Origin of the sequence: Thermococcus thioreducens (assembly GCF_002214545.1) — an archaeon.
Classification (GTDB): Archaea; Methanobacteriota_B; Thermococci; order Thermococcales; family Thermococcaceae; genus Thermococcus; species Thermococcus thioreducens.
The window spans coordinates 1,712,352-1,728,521 of sequence record NZ_CP015105.1 but is presented as its reverse complement, the minus strand read 5'-3'; the positions used below and the strand labels follow the sequence as shown (position 1 = coordinate 1,728,521).

Annotated in this window: 22 protein-coding genes; 10 read left to right on the top strand and 12 right to left on the bottom strand. The window is 55.8% G+C overall.

Annotation, left to right across the window (positions count from 1 at the left end; genetic code table 11):
• The first annotated feature begins 17 nt into the window (after nucleotides 1-17).
• Genes A3L14_RS09615 through A3L14_RS09605 form a run of 3 tightly spaced genes read left to right on the top strand, consistent with a single transcriptional unit; the run spans nucleotide 18 to nucleotide 2,647 of the window.
• Entirely contained in the window at nucleotides 18-1,070 is a 1,053-nt protein-coding gene (locus A3L14_RS09615) for a hydroxymethylglutaryl-CoA synthase (protein WP_055430201.1), read from the top strand.
• A gap of 10 nt (nucleotides 1,071-1,080) precedes the next feature.
• Nucleotides 1,081-2,241 (top strand): thiolase domain-containing protein, encoded by a 1,161-nt coding sequence (locus tag A3L14_RS09610; RefSeq protein ID WP_055430200.1) that lies wholly within the window; start codon nucleotides 1,081-1,083, stop codon nucleotides 2,239-2,241.
• 1 nt (nucleotide 2,242) lies between these two features.
• Entirely contained in the window at nucleotides 2,243-2,647 is a 405-nt protein-coding gene (locus A3L14_RS09605) for a Zn-ribbon domain-containing OB-fold protein (protein WP_055430199.1), read from the top strand.
• A 37-nt stretch (nucleotides 2,648-2,684) separates the two neighbouring features.
• On the opposite strand, the gene A3L14_RS09600 is transcribed toward A3L14_RS09605, so the two are convergent.
• Both A3L14_RS09600 and A3L14_RS09595 read right to left on the bottom strand, forming a co-directional pair.
• Nucleotides 2,685-2,978 carry a hypothetical protein gene (locus A3L14_RS09600; RefSeq protein ID WP_055430198.1) on the bottom strand — a complete coding sequence of 98 codons (294 nt, stop codon included), beginning with the start codon at nucleotides 2,976-2,978 and terminating at the stop codon, nucleotides 2,685-2,687.
• Nucleotides 2,979-2,986: 8 nt separating this feature from the next.
• Entirely contained in the window at nucleotides 2,987-3,493 is a 507-nt protein-coding gene (locus A3L14_RS09595; protein WP_055430197.1) for a GNAT family N-acetyltransferase, read from the bottom strand.
• 70 nt (nucleotides 3,494-3,563) lie between these two features.
• Between A3L14_RS09595 and A3L14_RS09590 the strand changes: the two genes are divergently transcribed.
• The 3 genes from A3L14_RS09590 to A3L14_RS09585 all read left to right on the top strand — a co-directional run bounded on the left by A3L14_RS09590 (nucleotide 3,564) and on the right by A3L14_RS09585 (nucleotide 4,751).
• Nucleotides 3,564-4,106 (top strand): multiprotein bridging factor aMBF1, encoded by a 543-nt coding sequence (locus tag A3L14_RS09590; RefSeq protein WP_055430196.1) that lies wholly within the window; start codon nucleotides 3,564-3,566, stop codon nucleotides 4,104-4,106.
• A gap of 43 nt (nucleotides 4,107-4,149) precedes the next feature.
• Entirely contained in the window at nucleotides 4,150-4,320 is a 171-nt protein-coding gene (locus A3L14_RS11865) for a hypothetical protein (RefSeq protein ID WP_162840159.1), read from the top strand.
• 92 nt (nucleotides 4,321-4,412) lie between these two features.
• A complete protein-coding gene (locus A3L14_RS09585) occupies nucleotides 4,413-4,751 on the top strand; it encodes a type II toxin-antitoxin system VapC family toxin (protein WP_055430195.1) in 339 nt (112 codons plus the stop codon).
• Here A3L14_RS09585 and A3L14_RS09580 read toward each other — a convergent pair.
• Complete coding sequence (locus A3L14_RS09580; protein ID WP_055430194.1) at nucleotides 4,748-5,161, bottom strand: DUF356 domain-containing protein; 414 nt, start codon at nucleotides 5,159-5,161, stop codon at nucleotides 4,748-4,750. The genes A3L14_RS09585 and A3L14_RS09580 overlap by 4 nt on opposite strands.
• A gap of 143 nt (nucleotides 5,162-5,304) precedes the next feature.
• Between A3L14_RS09580 and A3L14_RS09575 the strand changes: the two genes are divergently transcribed.
• A complete protein-coding gene (locus A3L14_RS09575; RefSeq protein ID WP_055430193.1) occupies nucleotides 5,305-5,877 on the top strand; it encodes a TATA-box-binding protein in 573 nt (190 codons plus the stop codon).
• Nucleotides 5,878-5,884: 7 nt separating this feature from the next.
• The gene (locus A3L14_RS09570; protein ID WP_055430192.1) at nucleotides 5,885-6,895 is read left to right on the top strand and encodes a histone deacetylase family protein; all 1,011 of its coding nucleotides are present in this window, start codon (nucleotides 5,885-5,887) and stop codon (nucleotides 6,893-6,895) included.
• A 264-nt stretch (nucleotides 6,896-7,159) separates the two neighbouring features.
• On the opposite strand, the gene A3L14_RS09560 is transcribed toward A3L14_RS09570, so the two are convergent.
• The 5 genes from A3L14_RS09560 to A3L14_RS09545 are packed head-to-tail and all read right to left on the bottom strand — an operon-like array spanning nucleotide 7,160 to nucleotide 11,694.
• A complete protein-coding gene (locus A3L14_RS09560; protein ID WP_055430191.1) occupies nucleotides 7,160-7,774 on the bottom strand; it encodes an indolepyruvate oxidoreductase subunit beta in 615 nt (204 codons plus the stop codon).
• Nucleotides 7,771-9,711: an indolepyruvate ferredoxin oxidoreductase subunit alpha gene (gene iorA, locus A3L14_RS09555; protein WP_055430190.1), complete on the bottom strand. Its 1,941-nt coding sequence runs from the start codon at nucleotides 9,709-9,711 to the stop codon at nucleotides 7,771-7,773. Before iorA ends, A3L14_RS09560 begins: the two co-directional genes overlap by 4 nt.
• Nucleotides 9,712-10,170 (bottom strand): type II toxin-antitoxin system VapC family toxin, encoded by a 459-nt coding sequence (locus tag A3L14_RS09550; RefSeq protein WP_055430189.1) that lies wholly within the window; start codon nucleotides 10,168-10,170, stop codon nucleotides 9,712-9,714.
• Nucleotides 10,157-10,315 carry a hypothetical protein gene (locus A3L14_RS11860; RefSeq protein WP_198300090.1) on the bottom strand — a complete coding sequence of 53 codons (159 nt, stop codon included), beginning with the start codon at nucleotides 10,313-10,315 and terminating at the stop codon, nucleotides 10,157-10,159. Before A3L14_RS11860 ends, A3L14_RS09550 begins: the two co-directional genes overlap by 14 nt.
• 2 nt (nucleotides 10,316-10,317) lie before the next feature.
• Nucleotides 10,318-11,694 (bottom strand): acetate--CoA ligase family protein, encoded by a 1,377-nt coding sequence (locus tag A3L14_RS09545; protein WP_074631112.1) that lies wholly within the window; start codon nucleotides 11,692-11,694, stop codon nucleotides 10,318-10,320.
• A 186-nt stretch (nucleotides 11,695-11,880) separates the two neighbouring features.
• Between A3L14_RS09545 and A3L14_RS09540 the strand changes: the two genes are divergently transcribed.
• Both A3L14_RS09540 and A3L14_RS09535 read left to right on the top strand, forming a co-directional pair.
• Nucleotides 11,881-12,555 (top strand): metal-dependent hydrolase, encoded by a 675-nt coding sequence (locus A3L14_RS09540; protein ID WP_074631114.1) that lies wholly within the window; start codon nucleotides 11,881-11,883, stop codon nucleotides 12,553-12,555.
• A 45-nt stretch (nucleotides 12,556-12,600) separates the two neighbouring features.
• A complete protein-coding gene (locus A3L14_RS09535; RefSeq protein ID WP_055430188.1) occupies nucleotides 12,601-13,605 on the top strand; it encodes a cell wall-binding repeat-containing protein in 1,005 nt (334 codons plus the stop codon).
• A 76-nt stretch (nucleotides 13,606-13,681) separates the two neighbouring features.
• On the opposite strand, the gene A3L14_RS09530 is transcribed toward A3L14_RS09535, so the two are convergent.
• The 4 genes from A3L14_RS09530 to A3L14_RS09515 form a co-directional block, all read right to left on the bottom strand.
• Nucleotides 13,682-13,831 (bottom strand): DUF7128 family protein, encoded by a 150-nt coding sequence (locus tag A3L14_RS09530; protein WP_232473335.1) that lies wholly within the window; start codon nucleotides 13,829-13,831, stop codon nucleotides 13,682-13,684.
• A gap of 67 nt (nucleotides 13,832-13,898) precedes the next feature.
• Nucleotides 13,899-14,711 carry a hypothetical protein gene (locus A3L14_RS09525; RefSeq protein WP_055430186.1) on the bottom strand — a complete coding sequence of 271 codons (813 nt, stop codon included), beginning with the start codon at nucleotides 14,709-14,711 and terminating at the stop codon, nucleotides 13,899-13,901.
• Nucleotides 14,712-14,751: 40 nt separating this feature from the next.
• The gene (locus A3L14_RS09520) at nucleotides 14,752-15,393 is read right to left on the bottom strand and encodes a hypothetical protein (protein ID WP_055430185.1); all 642 of its coding nucleotides are present in this window, start codon (nucleotides 15,391-15,393) and stop codon (nucleotides 14,752-14,754) included.
• Nucleotides 15,393-16,109, bottom strand: coding sequence for a creatininase family protein (locus A3L14_RS09515; protein WP_055430184.1), 717 nt, complete (start codon nucleotides 16,107-16,109; stop codon nucleotides 15,393-15,395). The genes A3L14_RS09520 and A3L14_RS09515 overlap by 1 nt, the downstream gene beginning before the upstream one ends.
• Between the last annotated feature and the right edge of the window lie 61 nt (nucleotides 16,110-16,170).

The following is a 16,170-nucleotide window of genomic DNA, read 5'->3' as shown; positions in this document are numbered from 1 at the left end:
TTTGTGGGTGATGCACCATGAAAAAGCTCCTGAAGCCAAGGCGCGAAGTCGGCATCGTCGGCTACGGTGCCTACGTCCCGATGTATAGAATCAAGGCGGAAGAGATAGGACGCGTTTGGGGGGTTTCGAGCTTCCCGATACAGGAGAAGGCAGTCCCCGGCCTTGACGAGGACGCACTCACCATAGGGATTGAAGCGGCGAGAAACGCCCTCAGGAGAGCAGGGATAGACCCGAAGCTTATCCGCGCCGTCTGGTTCGGAAGCGAGAGCAAGCCATACGCGGTCAAGCCCACCGGCACGGTCATTGCCGAGGCCATAGGTGCAACTCCCGATGTAAGCACCGCCGACTTCGAGTTCGCCTGTAAGGCCGGAACCGAGGCACTTCAGACGGCCATAGGCTTCGTCGGCTCGGAGATGGCCGACTACGCGATGGCAATTGGCGCTGATACAGCCCAGGGAAGGCCCGGCGACCACCTCGAGTTCACAGCCGGAGCGGGAGGAGCGGCATTCATAGTGGGTCCCAAGAGCTCCGATACCGTGGCGTACTTTGAGGGCAGCTACTCCTACGTTACAGATACCCCCGACTTCTGGAGGCGCCAGCACGAGCACTACCCGAGGCACGGGAACAGGTTCACCGGCGAGCCGGCCTACTTCCACCACATAGTCAACGCGGCCAAGACCCTCATGGAGGAGCTCGGTTTAACGGTGAATGACTTTGACTATGCCGTCTTCCACCAGCCGAACGTCAAGTTCCCGCTCACCGTTGCCAAAATCCTCGGCATTCCGAGGGAGAAGGTTCTGCCCGGCCTGCTCACCGGAATCATCGGGAACACCTACAGCGGTGCGACGATGGTCGGCGTATCGGCAGTTCTGGACATAGCCAAGCCCGGCGACAGGATCCTGTGGGTCTCCTTCGGTTCCGGCGCGGGGAGCGACGCCTTCAGCGTTGTCGTCCAGGACGCCATTGAGGAGAAGCGTGAGCTGGCTCCGAAGACCATGGACTACGTGAACAGGAAGAAGTACATAGACTACGCCCTCTACGCGAAGGCGAGGAGAAAGTTCATCATGTGAGGTGGTTGGTATGAGGAAGGCAGTCATAATCGGTGCCGGTATGACTCCGGTTGGCGAGCACTGGAAGCTCGGATTGAGGGATCTCGCTGTGGAGGCGCTCCTCAACGCGATGGAAGACGCTGGAATAGATAAGGTCGACTCCCTCTACGTCGGAAACATGATTTCCGGCCCCTTCGTTGAACAGGAGAACCTCGGAGCCCTCATAGCGGACTGGGCCGGACTCGGAAACATCCCGGCTGTCAAGATAGAGGCAGCCTGTGCGAGCGGAGGTGCCGCCGTCCAGGAGGGAGTCAAGGCCGTTCTCAGCGGGCTGGAAGATGTGGTTGCGGTGGTTGGCGTCGAGAAGATGACCGACGCCTGGCCGAGCGACGCCACTAGGTACCTCGCCTACGCGGCCGACGCCGAGTGGGAGCTCTTCCACGGGGCGAGCTTTGTTGCCTTAAACGCGCTCGTGATGCGCTACTACATGAAGACCTACGGCTACACTGAGGAGGATTTAGCTTTGTTCGCAGTCAACGCGCACGCCAACGGTGCCAAGAACCCCTACGCCATGTTCAAGCGCCCGATTAAGGTTGAGACCGTCCTCAAGAGCCCCTACGTTGCCGACCCGCTCAAGCTCTTCGACGCCTCACCGGTCAGCGATGGTGCGGCATCGGTGATAATCACCACTCCGGAGAAGGCTAAGGAGCTCGGCGTTCCGAAGGAGAAGTGGGTTGAAGTGGCTGGAATGGGGCGCGCCATAGACACCATAAGCCTCGCCAGCAGGGAGGATTTACTCACCCTCAAGGCCGCCAAAGTGGCCGCCGAGAGGGCCTACAGAATGGCCGGCGTTGAGGCGAAGGACATCGACTTCTTCGAGGTCCACGATGCATTCACCGTCATGGCCGCTTTAAGCCTCGAAGCCCTCGGGGTTGCCAAGAAGGGGGAGGGATCGAAGTTAGCTAGAGAAGGCCAGATAGCCATTGACGCCGACTATCCAATACAGACTATGGGAGGTCTCAAGGCTCGCGGTCATCCGGTCGGAGCCACCGGCGTTTACCAGACTGTTGAGGCAGTACTCCAGCTCCGCGGCGAGGCGCCGAGCCAGGTGCCCGATGCGGAAATCGGTCTGACCCAGAACATAGGTGGAACCGGTTCGAACATAACGGTCAACGTCTTTAGGAGGGTCTGAAATGGCGCGCCCGATGCAGGTTTCCCGCTACTGGAGGCACTTCCGTGAGAAGTACAGGCTCATAGGTGGAAAGTGCGAGAACGGTCACGTCCACTTCCCCAAGAGGTCGATCTGTCCTGTCTGCGGCTCAAGGAACGTCGAGGAAATCGAGCTGAGCGGAAAGGGCAGGGTCATAAGCTGGACGATAGTGAGGAACCCGCCGAGCGGCTTCGAGTACTACAAGCCCTTCCCCCTGGCGCTGATAGAGCTTGAAGAGGGCCCGGTGGTTCTGGCTCAGCTCACCGACGTTGACCCAGAAGAGATAGACTTCGGCATGGAGGTCGAGGTCGTCACCAAGAAGATAAGGGAGTTCGAGGAGGACGGAATAATCCTCTATGGCTACAAGTTCAGGCCGCCTGTGAAGTGAAGGCCTTTTTCTGCCTCCTTTTTATACTCAACGTGGCTCAGGCCTTCTCAATCCTCAGCCTGTCCCCGTTCTCGAACTCCATCTCCAGCTTTCCGTGCTCGGCGCTGACCTTCACACCGTCGACGACGGCCTCTATTCTCCCGTTCTGCACCTCGACGCCCAGCATCTCCGCTATCTCGCTGACGCTCTTCAGAGAGCCGTTCATAGTGGCCTCAATCCGCTCCCCTTCGCTCTCTATAACGACCCTCAACTTTCCTTTTCCTTCACGTATGAAACTTTCTTCCCTCAAGTCCCTCACCTTCCCGGGCTCGGGCGGTTTTATGCAGGACATCAAACCACCTACTTCCCTTTTTCTGGGGGTATGTCATCCCTTCGCAGGTCTTTCACCATTCGAACCCATATCCCGCTCTGGCCGACGCGTTTGAACCCGTAATCCTCGTAGAACCTGATGGCCTTTTTGTTCTTCTCCCCCACCCACAGCTCTACTCTGTCGTTGTGCTCCCCCAGGTACTCCAGGCACTTTTCCATGAGCCTGTGGCCTATTCCATGCCCCTGGAACCGCTTGTCCACCACGAACTCGTGGATAGCTCCGACCGTTCTTCCTTCGTACTTGCTGTACCAGTCGTTGTCGCAGACTATAAAGCCCGCTATCTCGTCACCTACCTTCGCGATGAAAAAGCCGTCCTTTGCCTTGTCCCAGCACCACCTGAGGTAGCGCTTCGCGTAGCTCTCCCCTTCACCGCCGTACTCGCGCATGCCCTCGTATCCCCTCATGTATATCTCAATGAGCCTCTCCAGCGTTTCCTGGTCGAGCCTTTGGAGCTTCTCTGTCCTTACCCCGCTCATCAATATAAGCTCATCGAGGGGTTTAAAAAGCCTGACTTCGAGCCTTAAGTGGAGCAAGAAGGTGGTTGAGATGGGGAAAGCCAAGCCCAGATACTGCGAGATATGTGGTGCTCCAATAAGGGGGCAGGGGCACAGGATAAGGCTTGAGGGTGCTGAGATTCTCGTTTGCAACCGCTGTTATGAGAAATACGGTGGAAAAAAGCCCGGAACCTTCAGCATAATGCCCACCGGCAGACAGCCCGTCAGGAGAGCATACTCCAGACCGGCCTCAAGGCCTAGGCCGCCCAAACCCAGAACCGAGAGGCCGCTCTACACCGAGGAGATAGTCGAGGACTACGCCGAGAGGGTTTACAGGGCGATACAGCGCTCGGGTAAGAGCTACGAGGAGCTGTCCCACGAGATCGGCCTCTCGATGAACGATTTGAGGGCAATAGCCCACGGCTACCGCGAGCCGACGATAAAGGAGGCCAGGAAGCTGGAGAAGTACTTCAAGATAACCCTCATTGAGGCCGAAGGTGGGGAGCTCCTTGAGAAGAAGACCATCCCGAAGGACTACGAGCCGACGCTCGGGGACATAGCGAACATCAGGATACGGAAGCGGAAGAAGAAGTGAAAGTTTAAATTGCCTTTCGTTTTAATTCTTCCTAGGGGGTCTCATGGGCGAGATAGTTGTGAAGGTTCCCCCTTGGATGGAACGAATCCTTAGGAGGAAAATTGAGATTCTAGTTGAGAGGGAGCTTGGAAAAGGGCTGAAAAGGGATGTTCTCTCCAAGTACCTCGGCAGATTCAAGGGGGATGTAAATGAAGAAGAGTGGTACCCCCAATAAGTTAATCTTCGTGGATTCATCTGTTTTAATTGAGGGTTTGAAAGGTAATCCCCTGGCGGTTTCCCTCTTTGAGGAGATTTCAAAATAAGGGTATGGTTCCCCTCATTAACGACATAGTCTTCAGCGAGTTCCTTTTTCATTACATTGCCCTTAAGACCGGACGTTCGCCGTTTACAATCAAAAAGCGCGGGGAAATGAGCACTGTGATACTTTCTAACGAGCCAAAAGATTTCATTGAACAGTTTCACATACTACCTGCAGATGACGAGGTTCTCGGACTCTCTTATGAGCTTATGAGGGAACACAACCTACTTCCAAACGATGCCATAATCCTAGCTACATGCCTTGTTTATGAGGTTAGTACCTTAGGAACGTTGGATGATGACCTTAAAAACGCGGGAGAAAAAGAGGGTCTAAGGGTCATTCCCTAGAACTCCTCCAGCCCTTCCTCTTCCTCCCTCTTCTTCCTGAGCTCCTCTGCCTTGGTTCTCTTTGGCGGATGGAACCCGCGTAGCTTCTCGAAGCTCCCCCAGAGGCGCATCAGCTCCTCCCAGACTTCGGTGTCCGGTGGGATCACGAGAACGTGCGCCGGTGGATGGATGTCCATAAGCCTGCCGATGGCCTTTGCAGGCGGTAGGTCTATCTGGGCAATCACGTGGGCCCTGAAGCGCCTCCTCGGCTTCTCACCGCTTATCTTTTCAAAAGCCCAGTCCGAAAGTGCAGGCGGTAGTATCCTAGGGTCGCCGCGTATCTGCATGCCACCGTAGCGGACGAGGTCAGCCAATGCTATGCTGGCCTTCTGGAAGTTGTCGGTCCTTACTAAAACCATCGTGTTTCTCACAGGCATCACCGTGCTCTCCTTGTGCCGGCACCTTTTAAGCCTTCTCACCTGAGGTTTCATCGACTCAGAGACCTAAAGCTTTAAAAACTCAACCCGTCTCATTTATAAAGGGTTTTTAAACCCACCATCTGGAGGTGTAAGCCTTGGTCGACATGAGCAATGTAAAGCTCAGAATCGAGAACATCGTCGCTTCTGTGGATCTCTTTACGCAGCTGAACCTTGAGAAGGTCATAGAGATATGTCCCAACTCCAAGTACAACCCCGAGGAGTTCCCGGGGATAATATGCCGCTTTGAGGAGCCAAAGGTGGCGCTCCTTATATTCAGCTCCGGCAAGCTCGTCGTCACCGGCGCCAAGAGCGTCGAGGACATAGAGCGCGCTGTCAACAAGCTCATCCAGATGCTCAAGAAGATAGGCGCCAAGTTCCAGCGCGCACCGCAGATAGACATCCAGAACATGGTCTTCAGCGGCGACATAGGCATGGAGTTCAACCTCGATGCCGTCGCTCTGAGCCTGCCGAACTGTGAGTATGAACCCGAGCAGTTCCCCGGCGTCATATACCGTGTAAAGGAGCCGAGGGCGGTAATACTTCTCTTCTCGTCCGGGAAGATCGTCTGCTCTGGAGCCAAGAGCGAGCACGACGCCTGGGAGGCCGTCAGAAAGCTCCTCCGCGAGCTGGAGAAGTACGGCCTTATAGAGGAAGAGGAGGAGTGGTGAAACCCTCTTGTCCCTTCAGGTTCTTTACTCCCCTATTTTCCGCGGGCATAAACCTGAGGGCTATCACCCGGAGAACCCAAGCAGGCTGGACTACGCTATAAGGGGTCTTTCTGAAGAAGGGCTGTGGAATGACGAGCTGATTCTGGAACCTGAACCCGTATCGCCGGCCGATATCCTTCTGATACATGATGGGGAGTACGTTGAGCGCATCAGAAAACTGGCGAACACCTTTGAATACCTCGACCCGGACACCTACGTAGCCCCCGGCACATGGGAGGCGGCCCTCACAGCCCTTGGTGCGGCAAGGGATGCCGTGAAGTTTGCAGTGAAGAAAAAAGGACTGTACCTGGCCCTAGTCAGACCACCGGGACACCATGCGGGCAGGTCGGGGAGGGCTTTCAACGCCCCAACCCTCGGTTTCTGCATCTTCAACAACAGCGCCTTCGCCGCCTTCGCCCTCAGAGAGCTCAGGGGAAAGGCCATAGTGATTGACTTCGACGCCCACCACGGCAACGGCACCCAGGAGATATTCTGGAACGATGGGGATGTTATCCACATCGACCTCCACGAGCGCGAGGTCTACCCATGGAGTGGCTACGAGCACGACGTTGGCGGGAAAGGCGCGGAAGGGAGTAAGGTGAACGTCCCCCTGCCCCACTACTCCGCAGACGATGACCACATCCTCGCATGGATGGAGGTCGTTCTTCCAATCCTGGAGGAGACGAAACCCGATGTTGTGATCGTCTCAGCAGGATTTGACGGCTTTCTCGGAGAGGGCCTCACGACGCTTAGACTGACGGAACGGTTCTTCCGCTACGCGGGCGCGACGCTCTCAGGTTATTCCCTGGCGGTTCTCCTTGAAGGTGGCTACAACGTCGGATTGATGAAGGGCCTCCCAGCTTTCATTGACGGCTACCTTAAGGGCAAACCGGAGGGAAGACCGATAGAACCGAGCTATGAGGCTCTGTCCACAGTCCACCGTGTCGTAGAGGTTCACAGGGAATGGTGGGGGCTGTAGCTTACAGGGGGTAAGGAGCTTACCCCGGGGAAGTTAATTTACGTTGGTAAGAAGTTAAAAAAGGTCCTTGGAACTCGCCCCAAAATCAGCTGAAGCTCGCGAAGCCTATCTCGTAGAGCTGGCGGAGCATGCGAAGGGTTTTTCTGGCCGTGTGCTTGAAGCGGAAGTTCTCCCTTTGGGTTTCCCAGTCTCTGAGGAGTTCCACAACATCATGCCTTTTCAGTTCTGAAATTGGAGATGATAATAAGAATAATAAACGGGGCGTCAAAGCCCCAGGATCTCTTTAGCGGCTTCAATTCCGAGGTCGAAGGCCTTCATGTTCATGTCGACAGCCTTCGGCGGGACGCTGAGCCTTATGACTTCCCTGACGTGCTCCGCGTCGAGCGGGAACTCGGGGATCTGGGTCAGCGCACCGATGAGGACTGTGTTGGTCGTGACGACGTGACCGGCCTTTATGGCGAGCTCCTCGGCGTTGAAGCCTATCCACTTGGCCTGGAAGTCCTCTTCCACGATCTTCTTTATCTCGTCGATCTCCGGGTAGCGGGCCTTGCCCATCGAGACCTGGACGGGGACGATGGGCTTGGTGTTGACGACGACCATCCCGCCCTGCCTGAGGTGGTTGATGTACCTAAGAGCTTCCACCGGCTCGAAGCCGAGTATAACGTCGCCCTTTCCCTCGGGAACCATCGAGCCGTAAACTTCTTCGCCGAAGCGGACGTACGAGACAACGCTGCCAAAGCGCTGGCTCATCCCGTGAACCTCACCCATCCTCACCTTGTAGCCGGCCCTCAAAGCGGCCCAGCCAAGGATGTTTGCGGCCGTGAGGACACCCTGGCCGCCGACACCGGCGATGACTATGTTGTACTCCCTAACCTTCATTCCTCTCCCTCCTCCACGGGCTTGAAGGCACCGAACGGACAGATCTGCGCGCACCCACCGCAGCCCCAGCACATGCTGGGCTCTATCCTTGCCTGCCTCTTCTCCTCGTCCCAGTAGATGGCAGGACATCCGTAGGCGTTGATACAGACCTTACAGCCGGTGCAGGCCTCTTCGTCAACGTAGTATATTGGCCACTTCTCTCCTCTCCTCCTCATCTGGCCTATCTTGTAGAGGGCACAGACCTGTCTCGACACGACGACGCTGACCCCTTCGACTTCGAGGGCCTTCTTCATGACCTCGTAGGTCTTCTTTATGTCATAGGGGTCAACGACCTCGACGAAGTCCGCTCCCATAGCCCTAGCGACGTCCTCTATCGGGATCCTCTTGCCCATGCCATGAGGCGTCTGGCCGGTGCTCGGGTTGGGCTGGTCGCCGGTCATGGCCGTGACCAGGTTGTCGAGAACCACTATGAGCACGTTAGAGCGGTTGTAGATGGCGTTGGCCAGGGCAGGAAGTCCGGTGTGGTAGAAGGTCGAGTCGCCTATGGTAGCCACTATGACTTTCTTCTCCTTCTTCCTCTGCTCCTCGCTCAGGGAGCCGTGCTGGGCTATCTCAAGACCGTGGGCGATGCCTATTGAGCCGCCCATCGCGACGGTGGTGTCAACCGCATTGAGCGGCGGGAGGAGACCGAGGGTATAGCAGCCTATGTCGCTCGGGTAGATGCCCCTCGCCCTGGTGGCCTTCTTTATGGCGTAGAAGCTGTTCCTGTGTGGACAGGCGGGACAGAGGCTCGGCGGCCTCGGAGGGACTATCTCAAGGGCCTTGTTGTACTTGGCGTCGAGCTCCCCGTAGTCCAGCGGAACATCAATGCCGAGGAACTTGGCTATGGCAGTAACCGCCCTCCTGGTGGTCATCTCGTAGACTCTGGGCACGAGGTCTTTCCCGTGGATCGGGATCCTCAAACCTCTGTCGTATGCCCAGGTCTTGACCTGCTCCTCCACAACGGGCTCAAGCTCCTCAACGATGAGAACCTTTTCAAGGCTGTCCATGAACTTCTCAAGCAGGCCGTAGGGAACCGGGAACGGTGTTCCGAGCTTGAGAACCTTTACGTCCTCAACTCCAAGCCAGTGGAGGGCTTCCTTGACGTAGGCGTATGCCAATCCCGGAGCTATTATGCCGACCTTCGCGCTCTCGTCGCCCTCTATCCAGTTGAAAGGCATGTCGTTGAACTCCTCGCGGATCTTCTCTATCTTCTCCAGGATTATCGGGTGGAACTTTCTTGCGTTGGCAGGAACGTCAACGAACCTGTTCGGGTCTTTTTTGAACTTTCCAAACTTCCTCTTTCCTGCCTTTATTTCCTCTGGAAGCTCGCCAAGAACGACGTCACCGCGAGCGTGGGAGGTTCTGGTGGTCGTCCTCAGAATGACGAAGTGCTTGAACTTCTCGCTGAGCTCGAAGGCGTACTTCGTCATCTCCTTGGCCTCGTGGGGCGAGCTTGGCTCAAGAACCGGGACGTTGGCGAACTTCGCGTAAACCCTCGTGTCCTGCTCGTTCTGTGAAGACCACATGCTCGGGTCATCCGCTACCATTATGACGAAGCCGCCCTCGACCCCCATGCCTACCGAGCTGAGGAAAGTGTCCGCAGCAACGTTGAGGCCGACGTGCTTCATCGCCGTCATGGCACGGAGACCGCTCCATGCTGCCGCTAAAGCCGTCTCAAAGGCGACCTTCTCGTTGGTCGAGTACTCCATGTATACGCCGGCCTTCTTGGCGACGATGGCCATTGTGTCGGTAAGCTCCGAACTCGGGGTTCCAGGGTAGGCGGCGTAAACCGCTATGTTCGCCTCAAGGGCACCGCGCGCTATCGCCTGGTTGCCGAGGAGGAGAACCTTCTCTCCCGGCTTGTCCCATAAAACCATATCGGTAACCTTCGCCATTCACACACCTCCAAACAGTTCCTTGTAGAATTCCTCAACGTCTTTTTGGTCCAAAATATAAAACGCTTTTATGCCGAGCTTTTTGGCCCTAATCACCATGTCCCTGTCCGATGAAACAAGGATCGCGCTGAACTTCTTGGCCGTTGCAATGAAATAGGAATCTGCCGCCCGCGGATGTATACTCCGCGCTATCCCCTTGGCGTCTTCAAATATCCAGTCCTCTGAAACTTGAAGCATCTTTGCATCGATGTATGAAAGGATAACATCAACTACTTCGTCTCTTCCGGTCAGCCTTTTAACCAGGCTAACTGCCTCAACGACCCCGAGGCGGGGGATTATCATAGGGACTCCTCTGCTCTCTGCTGCTGAAATAACTCCCCTTGCCAGCTCGTTCCTTTTCTCTTTCCCCCTTACCGGGATCGTCGCATCTATAAGCGCAGATGTATCAACCACGAGCATCTCTCATCTCCCGGAGGATTTTGTGGGGGTCTTCTTTAAGCTCCCCGATTAGCTCCTTTACTCTCAGGAAAACGTCATCAATGGTCGGGGGCGATGTTTTCCCGGGAGGGGATCCCTTTTTTCCCACCTCGCTCTGCACTGGCATCCTCACTCCTCCTTCAAAACTCCCCTTGCCTTCGCAAACTCCACGAGTGCATAAGCGCCGGCGGCAACATCCTCGGGCCTCTCGTAGCTTGGAATTCCGTTGGCTTCGAGGATCTCTTTGGCCTTTTCACTCACGTAGCCCGCCATGAAGAGGCCGAGGACGGGCTTGCCGTTGTTGACCTCCTTAACGGCCCTGATAACCCCCTCAGCGTGCTCGGTCGGGGTCATCCCCGCGAAGGTGGGGACGACGCAGATGCTTATGAGCATGTCAACGTTCGGATCCTCAAGGAGAAGCTTTGCCGTTTTGTAGTAGTCCTCGCCCCTCGCACTAGCGATCATGTCAACCGGGTTCTTCACCGCGGCCATCGGAGGCAGGAACGAGCGGAGCCCCTCGATGGTCTCCTCCTTAAGATCAGCGAGCTTCAATCCGCGCTTGTCTATCTCGTCGGCGGTGAGAACGCCTGGGCCACCTGCGTTGGTCATTATGGCGACGCGCTTGCCCTTCGGGAGGGGCTGGGTGAAAGCGCGTGCCATGCTTAACATGTCGTCTATGGTCTCAGCAACTATAACACCGCTCTGCTTGAATGCCGCCTCGTATATCTTGTACGAGCCTGCGAGTGAGCCGGTGTGGGAAGATGCCGCCCTTGCTCCGCTTTCGCTCTTGCCCGCTTTGAGGACTATGACGGGCTTCTTTTTGGTCACCCTCTTAGCGACCTCCATAAAGCGCCTCCCGTCCTTGAGGCCCTCGATGTAGAGCGCTATCGCCTTGTCCTCCTTGGTGTCGGCGAGGTATTCCATGAACTCGGCGAAGTCCACATCCGCCATGTTGCCGATGCTCACGAACTTCGAGAAGCCTATCCCTTCCTTAACGGTCTTGTAGATGATTCCCGCTCCGAGGGCACCGCTCTGGCTTATGAAGGCTATGTCGCCCTTCTTCGCGTTCATCACGAAGGTGGCGTTCATGTCGTTGTGGGTGTTCATTATGCCGACACAGTTGGGGCCGACTATACGCATGCCGTACCTGTGGGCTGCCTCGACGAGCTCCCTCTCTTCCTTCTTCCCTTCCTCTCCGACTTCTCCGAAGCCCGCCGTGATGAGGATTATTCCTTTGACGCCCTTTTCGCCGCAGTCTATTATCGTCCCCTTGACGAAGCGCTTCGGAACGACGACAACGGCCAGGTCGACCTCGTCCGGGATGTCCTTTACGTTCTTGTAAGCCTTGACTCCCTGGACTTCATCGTCCTTGACGTTGACGGGATAAACCCTGCCGTCTTTGTAATTCTTGAGGTTCTTGAAGACTTCATAGCCGAGCTTGAGCGGGTCGTTGGATGCCCCAATAACCGCTATGCCCTTTGGCCTGAAGAAGTAATCAAACGTCATCACATCACCGGCCTAAAGTCTGTGGGATTCTATATAAGCTTTCCTAAAAAGGACAGTGAGGCAGATATGAGCATGGACGGGGAAAAGTAAAGCTTCAATGGGCTAAAAAGGGCACCACTGTCCATATTTTGTATCGTCGAAAGACTTAAGTAAGTTCTGGTTATTATATCCGTCGGGGGTGGTATCATGGTGAAGGTGAAGTTTCTGGGCCACGCGGCCTTTCTGATAGAGGGAAGCAAGAAAATCCTGATAGACCCCTTCCTGACCGGCAATCCAGCGGCTGCCGCCAAGCCGGAGGAGCTTGAGGCAGACCTGATCCTCATAACCCACGCCCACGGAGACCACGTCGGCGATGCCGCCGAGATAGCCAGGAGAACGGGGGCAAAAATCGTTGCGATGTACGACATAGCCAACTACCTCGTTGAGAGCGAGAAGGGAATAACCACCATCGGCATGAACTACGGTCCAACTGAAATAGACGGGGTCAAAATCGTCCAGGTTCCGGCCTGGCACTCCAGCAGCGACGGCAAGTACAGCATAGGCAGTGCCTGTGGCTACATCGTCGAGCTCGATGGCGTTAAGATATACCACGCGGGCGACACCTTCGTGTTCAGGGACATGGAGCTCTTTAACGAGCTCTACGGGCCCATTGACGTCGCACTCCTCCCGATAGGTGGCCACTTCACTATGGGCGTTAGAGAGGCCGCTAAAGCGGTGGAGCTTCTCAGGCCGAAGAAGGTCGTGCCGATGCACTACAACACCTGGCCACCGATTTCAGCTGACCCCGAAGAGTTCAGAAAGCTGGTGGGGGACAAGGCGGAAGTCGTAATCCTCAAGCCCGGAGAAACCCTGGAGCTTTGAAAAACCTTTTAAGGAGCTTTTCCTACCCCTTTTTCAGGTGGTGGAATGGTTAGAAGGGCCTTGGCGTTGGCGCTCATCCTGCTGGCATTTTCGTCGTTCCTGCTCCCATTGTCCTCCGCCCAGGATGGGGGCGAGAAGCCCAAATACGATTTAATCATAGTCCGAAACGATGATATGATTGATTACATCGTCGCTCTTCCCTACGCGAAGATGCTTGACGTCCCTATTCTTCCCGTTAATCCGAAGGAACTCGACCCCGGTACTATAGCCCAGCTCCAGAGCTACGCCCAGTTCGGATGGAACCACGTGCTCATAATAGGCGACTCCCAAGCGGTAAGCGACACCGTTCAGGACGAACTGCTCAGGATGGGGTTCATTGTGGAGAGGATAGGCGGCGCGGTTAGAACCGAAACCGCCGCAAAGCTGGCGTTGCGCTTTTATCCCAACGGCTACGAGACCGTTGTGGTGGCGAGCTCAAGCGACTACGGCTCCGCACTGGCCGCCGCCAGGTGGGCGATGATATACGGCTATCCCCTGCTCCTCACCCAGGAAGATGCCCTATCGGACTCAACAGCAAATGCTCTGAAAAAGCTCAACCCGAACCTGGTTCTCCTGATGGGTGCGGGCATGTCCAAGGACGTCCAGAAGAAGATAGAGGAGATGGGGTACGAGACCTACTGGGTCAAGGAGAACCTGGAGATAAGGCTTCCGGAACAGCCAAAGGAGACAAACTGGGTGCTGATAATAGCGGCAGTACTGCTTTCCCTTGCCATCGCGGTTCCGGTTTCCCTTTACTACGCCAAGAAGCGCTGGGCCGCCAACAGGGTTCCCATAGAGGTGCTGACCGAGAAGGAGCGTATAGTCGTCAAGGCGATTCTTGAGAAGGGAGGAGTCATCAAACAGGAGGAGCTGCCAGAACTCACGGGCTACTCCCGTCCGACCATAAGCAGAATCATCCAGGAGCTTGAGAAGAAGCAGCTCGTCGAGAGGGAGAAGGTCGGCAAGACGTTCACGGTAAAGCTCACGAAGGAGATAATAATCCGGGATTAACGGTCGGCAAGCCCGAGACCGCTCATCACTTTTTTCAGACCTGGCCGTTTTCCTCATCCCGAAGAAAAATGGAGAGTCACTTCCTGAAGAGATGGCCGTGGGACCTGTTCACGTGCCTTGTGTAGTCCTTGGAGTTCCTAAAGAGCATTCCGCAGCGCGGGCAGCGGTAGTAGCGGGTGCCGTCGCGGTCGTAGAATATAACCGCCCTCAGCTCCGCCACTGCCACCACCTCCGGCGTTAGGTGAGAAAAGCCCTTTTAAAATTTTACGGATGAGGAAAGCGGGAAAGGGAAATCAAACCCATATCCTGTTGCCCTTGACCTTGAGGTATCCCAGCGTCTGGAGCTCCTTGAGGAAGTCCTCTATGGCATCCTCGTCGAAGTATATGTTGAGCCTCTCGTGCTCGCCCTCAACCACTATCGGTTCCCGCTCAAGAAGGACCTCTATGAGCTCGTTCTTCTTCCGGTGTTTCTTTGCCAGCTCCAGGACTACGTCCGCCAGAACCGAGCGGGCTATGCCGTCGAACATCGCCTCGACTATGCTTTCCTCGGTGGCGTACTCCCCGGCTATCTCAAGCGCCGCCTCGATGAGCTCCCTCTCAACCTCCATTACCTCGACGAAATACCTCTTCTCCATCGTGTACTCGGTGATCATTCCTGTTTCAAAGCGCTTCTCAAATTCCTCAAGGTACTCCTCGACCTCGTCTATCGGGAAGCGGAGCTCCACCCTAAGGCCGTCGAGAACGGGTTTCTCCATGAGCACCAGCTTTCCGTCCTCCTCAGCTACGGCGCCGCTCTCTATCAGCGCTGTGAGCACGAGTAGCCTGCCCAGGTCCGACTCATCGAAGAGCTCTTCTATGGCCTTTTCCTGACCCGGTTCCCAGTTCTCAATTATCTCCTCAAATGCGAACTTCAGCTCATCGAGGCTCTCCTGCAGGGGCTCTATCCCCCCTGCATTTTCGACGAGTTCGGCGTAGGTGCCTTCCACAACAACGTAGTGGGAAATCTCTGGCGTTACCTCCTCACGGGTTCTGTTCATTACCCCCGCCCTGCTGAGTTCCCTTGAGAGGGCGTTCATATCATCTCTATTCAGAACTTCCAACCTCAAGCGTCTCACCGGAGAGAGAACGGCGGGAGGGGTTATAACCTTAGCCCTCTATAATGGTGGACAGGAGGGCCCGTAGGGGCTTGTTGCTGAGGATAGATAGTGTTTCTCTCACCTCTCCCTCCATTTCAGGGCGGTATGTGGAGTACAGGTACAGGGCGTAGGCCATGACCTTTGGATCCCCCTCCTTTGTTTTTTCAACGGCCTCTGCGAGCACTGGGTTGTTGAGGAGCTCCTCGGCGAGACCCTCCATGGCTTTTCTGTCGTCTTTTTCAATGGCCTCGCGCAGGGGGACATAGAAGAGGGAGAGCACAAGCCTTGCGAGCCTTTCCCGTTCCTCAAGCTCGTCCATGGGCGTTTTCGGTTCCTCCCTTCTGCTGAGGTAGTAGTAGGTCAGCGGTAACACAATCACAACGAGCACCACGAAGAGATAGGGGAGCAGCGAGAAGTTGAACCCGTAGGGAAGACGGTGGCTGATGGCTATGAGCGCGAGGAATCCGAGGAGAACCCAGACCGCCATCAGGAGCAGGTAGTAAATGGAATAGTCCTCTCTCCGGAGTGCCCGGTACTTGGACGGGGCGCCTATCCGGTCGAGATAGCGGAGCCTTTCCTCGGCCAGCTCCACCTCTGCTTGGAGGCGCTTTATGCGCCTATCGACCTCCTCAAGAACTTCCTCCCGCCCCATCACGTATCCCCCGCTATAAGACGGGCTATCTTTTCACTAACGACACTCAGAATTGCTTCTCCCTTTTCGACCGTCGCCAGAGAGGGGTCATCGTTCACCCCTTCGGGGAACAGCTCCTTTCCTATGTCTTTTTTGATTATCCTCACCTTTGAACTCCTCTTCTCCCCACGAGCGTTCTCCATCTTCACGAGTTCAGGCCTTATTGCCAGCATTACAGACGTCTCGTCCTGGCCTGCATGTCCCTGGCTGGAGCATATGCTCAGTATGTCCTCACGGAAGTCCAGCCACCAGTTTATGAGCCAAATCTCGGTCTCCGGAAAGTCCACGGTCACTTCTTCAGCCGCAAGAACCAGCGGTGAGTAGTTTCCACCGTGCCCGTTGAGGAGGATGATTCTCCTGAACCCTTCGGCCGCAAACTCTTTTATTATCTCGCGAACGTAGGCCTTGAACGCGTCTCCACCCACGTTTATGGTTCCGGGATACACATTGAGAACGAAGGTATGCCCGTACCATACGGGTGGGGCTGTGAGAACTTCAACACCCAGCCCGCGGAGCCTCTCCTCGACCCGTCTTGCTATCTCCAAGGGGGCAAAGACATCCGTTCCAAGGGGCAAATGCTTGCCGTGGGCTTCAACGCTCCCTATGGGGATTATAACGGTGTTAACACGCTCCTTAAGGCTCTCAAATTCGGGCCACGTTAGCTCCTCCATTCTCATGAGTATCCCCACTGCACTTGGGCATGAACCCTCATAAGCCTTTTCTATGCCTGGGGGGAGA

What these genes read in the sequence shown, in the direction of transcription:
- A3L14_RS09585 (WP_055430195.1), top strand. Translation starts at nt 4,413, where the DNA reads ATGGTTCCCCTCATTAACGACATAGTCTTCAGCGAGTTCCTTTTTCAT.
- A3L14_RS09605 (WP_055430199.1), top strand. Translation starts at nt 2,243, where the DNA reads ATGGCGCGCCCGATGCAGGTTTCCCGCTACTGGAGGCACTTCCGTGAG.
- A3L14_RS11860 (WP_198300090.1), bottom strand. Translation starts at nt 10,315, where the DNA reads ATGCCAGTGCAGAGCGAGGTGGGAAAAAAGGGATCCCCTCCCGGGAAA.
- A3L14_RS09550 (WP_055430189.1), bottom strand. Translation starts at nt 10,170, where the DNA reads ATGCTCGTGGTTGATACATCTGCGCTTATAGATGCGACGATCCCGGTA.
- A3L14_RS09540 (WP_074631114.1), top strand. Translation starts at nt 11,881, where the DNA reads ATGGTGAAGGTGAAGTTTCTGGGCCACGCGGCCTTTCTGATAGAGGGA.
- A3L14_RS09600 (WP_055430198.1), bottom strand. Translation starts at nt 2,978, where the DNA reads ATGTCCTGCATAAAACCGCCCGAGCCCGGGAAGGTGAGGGACTTGAGG.
- A3L14_RS09515 (WP_055430184.1), bottom strand. Translation starts at nt 16,109, where the DNA reads ATGAGAATGGAGGAGCTAACGTGGCCCGAATTTGAGAGCCTTAAGGAG.
- A3L14_RS09590 (WP_055430196.1), top strand. Translation starts at nt 3,564, where the DNA reads ATGGGGAAAGCCAAGCCCAGATACTGCGAGATATGTGGTGCTCCAATA.
- A3L14_RS09535 (WP_055430188.1), top strand. Translation starts at nt 12,601, where the DNA reads ATGGTTAGAAGGGCCTTGGCGTTGGCGCTCATCCTGCTGGCATTTTCG.
- A3L14_RS09560 (WP_055430191.1), bottom strand. Translation starts at nt 7,774, where the DNA reads ATGAAGGTTAGGGAGTACAACATAGTCATCGCCGGTGTCGGCGGCCAG.
- A3L14_RS09615 (WP_055430201.1), top strand. Translation starts at nt 18, where the DNA reads ATGAAAAAGCTCCTGAAGCCAAGGCGCGAAGTCGGCATCGTCGGCTAC.
- A3L14_RS09545 (WP_074631112.1), bottom strand. Translation starts at nt 11,694, where the DNA reads ATGACGTTTGATTACTTCTTCAGGCCAAAGGGCATAGCGGTTATTGGG.
- A3L14_RS11865 (WP_162840159.1), top strand. Translation starts at nt 4,150, where the DNA reads ATGGGCGAGATAGTTGTGAAGGTTCCCCCTTGGATGGAACGAATCCTT.
- A3L14_RS09520 (WP_055430185.1), bottom strand. Translation starts at nt 15,393, where the DNA reads ATGGGGCGGGAGGAAGTTCTTGAGGAGGTCGATAGGCGCATAAAGCGC.
- A3L14_RS09610 (WP_055430200.1), top strand. Translation starts at nt 1,081, where the DNA reads ATGAGGAAGGCAGTCATAATCGGTGCCGGTATGACTCCGGTTGGCGAG.
- A3L14_RS09595 (WP_055430197.1), bottom strand. Translation starts at nt 3,493, where the DNA reads ATGAGCGGGGTAAGGACAGAGAAGCTCCAAAGGCTCGACCAGGAAACG.
- iorA (WP_055430190.1), bottom strand. Translation starts at nt 9,711, where the DNA reads ATGGCGAAGGTTACCGATATGGTTTTATGGGACAAGCCGGGAGAGAAG.